At 61.5% G+C, this 3,541-nt stretch carries 5 protein-coding genes and 1 pseudogene; 4 read left to right on the top strand and 2 right to left on the bottom strand.

Annotation, left to right across the window (positions count from 1 at the left end; genetic code table 11):
* Positions 1–138, bottom strand: a pseudogene (locus HX846_RS39600) (LysR family transcriptional regulator); the annotation flags it as partial.
* 64 nt (positions 139–202) lie between these two features.
* On the opposite strand from HX846_RS39600, the gene HX846_RS17485 reads away from it, so the two are divergent.
* Both HX846_RS17485 and HX846_RS17480 read left to right on the top strand, forming a co-directional pair.
* Positions 203–898, top strand: coding sequence for a CTP synthase (locus tag HX846_RS17485; protein WP_102369737.1), 696 nt, complete (start codon positions 203–205; stop codon positions 896–898).
* The gene (locus HX846_RS17480; protein WP_178965785.1) at positions 895–1,218 is read left to right on the top strand and encodes an antibiotic biosynthesis monooxygenase; all 324 of its coding nucleotides are present in this window, start codon (positions 895–897) and stop codon (positions 1,216–1,218) included. The genes HX846_RS17485 and HX846_RS17480 overlap by 4 nt, the downstream gene beginning before the upstream one ends.
* 172 nt (positions 1,219–1,390) lie before the next feature.
* On the opposite strand, the gene HX846_RS17475 is transcribed toward HX846_RS17480, so the two are convergent.
* Complete coding sequence (locus HX846_RS17475) at positions 1,391–1,714, bottom strand: DUF2025 family protein (protein ID WP_008432956.1); 324 nt, start codon at positions 1,712–1,714, stop codon at positions 1,391–1,393.
* Between the two features lie 232 nt (positions 1,715–1,946).
* On the opposite strand from HX846_RS17475, the gene HX846_RS17470 reads away from it, so the two are divergent.
* Together HX846_RS17470 and HX846_RS17465 are read left to right on the top strand one after the other, a co-directional pair.
* On the top strand, positions 1,947–3,074 hold the full coding sequence (locus HX846_RS17470; RefSeq protein WP_008432958.1) for a glycerophosphodiester phosphodiesterase: 1,128 nt from the start codon (positions 1,947–1,949) through the stop codon (positions 3,072–3,074).
* The coding region (locus HX846_RS17465; protein ID WP_178965784.1) for an AraC family transcriptional regulator at positions 3,075–3,541 on the top strand (467 nt) is incomplete at its 3' end.

The raw sequence follows: 3,541 nt of genomic DNA, 5'->3' as shown, positions 1-3,541 counted from the left end.
CACCGTAGACACATCCACCCGCAGCAACGCCGCCGCCCGCGCGAGCGTGCCGCCGCGCACCAGGGCGAGGATCAGGGAAAGGTCGGGGTAGTCGATCTGATAGTGCACCGCTGCATTGAACATGTGTGTTAACGCCAATATTGATTGCGTGAGCGCCAATCTATAGTGAGCGCCAGGACTCAACAAGCCACGGATACCCTCGATGAATAAAACCACCCTGCACCTGGCCCTGATCGGCGACTACGATGCACAGGTCACCGCCCACCAGGCCATTCCCCTGGCGTTGCAACAGGCCGGCGCGGCGCTGGGCCTGACGGTGCGGTTCGACTGGCTGGCCACCGACACGATCAAATCCACCGAACAACTGCAGCACTACGACGGCTTCTGGTGCGTCCCCGCCAGCCCTTACCGTGATCTGGACGGCGCCCTGCTGGCCATCCGTTATGCCCGTGAACAGCGGCGCCCTTTCCTCGGCACCTGCGGCGGTTTTCAACACGCGGTGCTGGAATATGCCCGCAACGTGCTGGGCTGGGCCGACGCAGAACATGGCGAACTGGCCCCCGATTCGCCCCGTGCAGTACTCACGCCCCTGACCTGTGCGCTGGTGGAAGCGACCGACACCATCCGCTTGATGGCCTATACCCGCATCGCCGAGGCCTACGCCACCCTCGATATCCATGAAGGCTACCGTTGCCGCTATGGCATCAATCCAGACTTCGAAAGCGCATTGCTGGAAGCCGACCTGATCGCCAGCGGCCATGACTCGGCGGGCGATCTGCGGGCGGTGGAATTGCTGGGCCATCCGTTTTTTGTCGCCACCCTGTTCCAGCCGGAACGTGCGGCGCTTAAAGACGTCACCCCGCCGTTGGCCATTGCGCTGCTGAAGGCCTGCGCATGATCGCCAAGACACCCAAGCCGCCGTACTACGCCGTGGTGTTCAGTTCATTGCGCACTGAAGGTGACAACGGTTACGGACGAGCCGCCGACCGCATGCTGGAACTGGCCCGGCAACAACCCGGTTTTCTCGGCGTGGAATCGGCGCGCGGGGACGACGGGCTGGGTATCACAGTGTCCTACTGGAGCAGCGAAGCCGCGATCCTGGCCTGGAAGCAGCACGCCGAACACACTGAGGTGCGCGAACAGGGCCGCGCCACCTGGTACTTGGCGTGCCATACGCGGGTGTGCAAGGTGGAGCGGTCTTACGCGTTCGAGCGCTGAAACCTCAGCCCGTGTAAAACACTTAATGTGGACAAGGGAGGCTCTGTGGTGAGGGCGCTTGCTGTAGTGAGGGAGCTTGTGTGGTGAGGGAGCTCCCTCACCACAGCAAGCCTCCTGCCACAGCAAGCTCCCTAGCCACAAAAAGCGCTCCAGCCGCAGGGCTATGCGGCACTCAACTGACCAGACTGCGCACCGCACTGATCTGTGGAATCTCCACCCGACGCATGTACACCCGCAGCGGTTCCGTGATGTTGATGCGATCGTCGATGTTCTGGTCCAGCAACAACTGGATCCGCTCGCGGGACAAGGTCATGGCCTGCCCGTCGACCGGCAGCCAGACAAACTCGGCGGTCGGGATAATGCCGTCATCGGCCACGTCCATGCCGAAGGAGTCTTCGCTGAAACGGACGATGTACTGGCCAGTCTTGCGGTTCAGGCCGACAAAACCCTGGAGTTGGTCGGCGGCCTGGCAGATAAGCTCGGAGGTGATGCGCATGGTAAACCTCACTGAAAAGTCCTACTTGGACTGGAAAGATGGTTTACACGCGTGGCAGGAAAATCTGCCCTCTGATGGGGCAATTCAAGGCAAGAGTACTGCATCGCACCGCACAAAAGTGCAGAAAAATGGCCGGTGAACACGTTAATGTCGGTTTGGTGATAGCGCCATTCGCAAGCAATTGTTAAAAAGGAGCCCTTCTCAAAGTTACCTCCACGAAAGGACTTCGCATATGCCTGTCACGTTTACCAAGAGTGCCCTGCTGCTGGCCCTGATGCTGGGCCTTGGCCACGCACAGGCGGCAAGCCCGATCAGCCCTACCGAATTGGCCACCAACGAAGGCATTCCGCACCCCGCCGTGATTGCCCACCGTGGCGCCTCCTTCGATGCACCGGAATCCACCGCCGCCGCCTACAAAGTCGCGCGCGACCTGGGTGCCGACTACCTGGAAATGGACCTGCAACGCAGCAAGGACGGCGTGCTATTCGCCCTGCATGACAACAACCTGCAACGCACCACCGACGTCGCCACCAAGTTCCCGGAGCGCAAGGACAGCCCGGCCAACGAATTCACCTGGGCCGAACTTAAAACCCTGGACGCCGGCAGCTGGTTCAACGCCGCCTACCCGGACCGTGCCCGCCCGGGCTTCGTCGGCCTGAAAATTCTCAGCCTGGACGAAATCATCAAGATCGCCGAAGGCAACCCGCAGCACAAACCCGGCCTGTACATCGAAACCAAGGAGCCGAAGCAATTCCCGGGCATCGAGGCCGACCTGAAGAACAAACTGCTGGATAAAGGCTGGTTGAGCTCCACCGGCTCCAACCAGGCCCAGAAAAACATCGGCGTCGGCCAGGGCAAGGGCCGCGTGGTGCTGCAAACCTTTGAGAAAGACAGCCTGAAAGAACTGCAAAAAGAGATGCCCAACACCCCGAAAATCCTGCTGTTGTGGGTAGGTGAAGGCAGCATCGAACCGAAATCCAAGGTGCCCTTCGCCGAGTCCGGCGAGCCGAGCAAAGCCGCCTACTACGCCAAGCAGGAGCCGAAGGACGCCGCCGAGTTCGAAAAATGGATCGACGAGGCCAAGAGCCTGGGCGCCATCGGTACCGGCCCTTCGGCACAGCTGACCAACCTCGGCGACCAGAGCTATTCCGACCTGGTCAAACCCGAGATGAACCAGTTGACCCACGACAAGGGCTTGCTGGTGCACGTGTACACCGTGGATGAGCCGGTGGACTTCGACAAGGTCATGAAAGCCGGCGTCGATGGCATCTTCACCAACCGCGCTGCCGAACTGCTGAAGTACTACAAGCGCTGGCCGTCCTCGAGTGTGGCCGACCTGCTGCAGGACAACGGTTACTGAGTGAGCCCCGAATGGTCAGGTCGCCTGTGGCTGGGGCCTGACTACGGGCTGATCCAGGGCATACCGGGGCGCACCGCGTCCCATGCACACTATGCCCATCAGCTGATGTTCTCCGCGGGCGGGCCGGTCACGGCCAGCCTCGATGGCCGTGCCATCACGGCCCATCGCCTGTTTATCCCGTCCAGAATGCCCCACGCCATCCTCCACTCCCACGGTGAGGTGTTGATGGTGTATGCCGAACCCGGCGCCTTTGACTTCGACTCTTTGCAGGCCGCCCTGGCCGACAGTGAACGGTCCCTGGAAGCACTCGAGCGCACGCTGCGCCAATTGCCGAGACGCGCACTGGAAGATGCCAGGGTGGAGCGCGCGCTGTCGGCGCTGGATCAGCAACTGAGTGGCAAGGTCTCGGCCCAAGCCCTGGCACAGGCGGCGCACGTTTCGTTGAGCCAGCTGGAACGTTTGTTCGC

The sequence above is a fragment of the Pseudomonas sp. K5002 genome, assembly GCF_013386655.1.
In the GTDB taxonomy this organism is placed as follows: domain Bacteria; phylum Pseudomonadota; class Gammaproteobacteria; order Pseudomonadales; family Pseudomonadaceae; genus Aquipseudomonas.
This window is presented reverse-complemented; position numbering and strand designations above follow the sequence as displayed.

Bases quoted from the DNA above. Each gene is read 5' to 3' on its own strand.
- HX846_RS17485 (WP_102369737.1), top strand. From the start codon at position 203: ATGAATAAAACCACCCTGCACCTGGCCCTGATCGGCGACTACGATGCA.
- HX846_RS17480 (WP_178965785.1), top strand. From the start codon at position 895: ATGATCGCCAAGACACCCAAGCCGCCGTACTACGCCGTGGTGTTCAGT.
- HX846_RS17475 (WP_008432956.1), bottom strand. From the start codon at position 1,714: ATGCGCATCACCTCCGAGCTTATCTGCCAGGCCGCCGACCAACTCCAG.
- HX846_RS17470 (WP_008432958.1), top strand. From the start codon at position 1,947: ATGCCTGTCACGTTTACCAAGAGTGCCCTGCTGCTGGCCCTGATGCTG.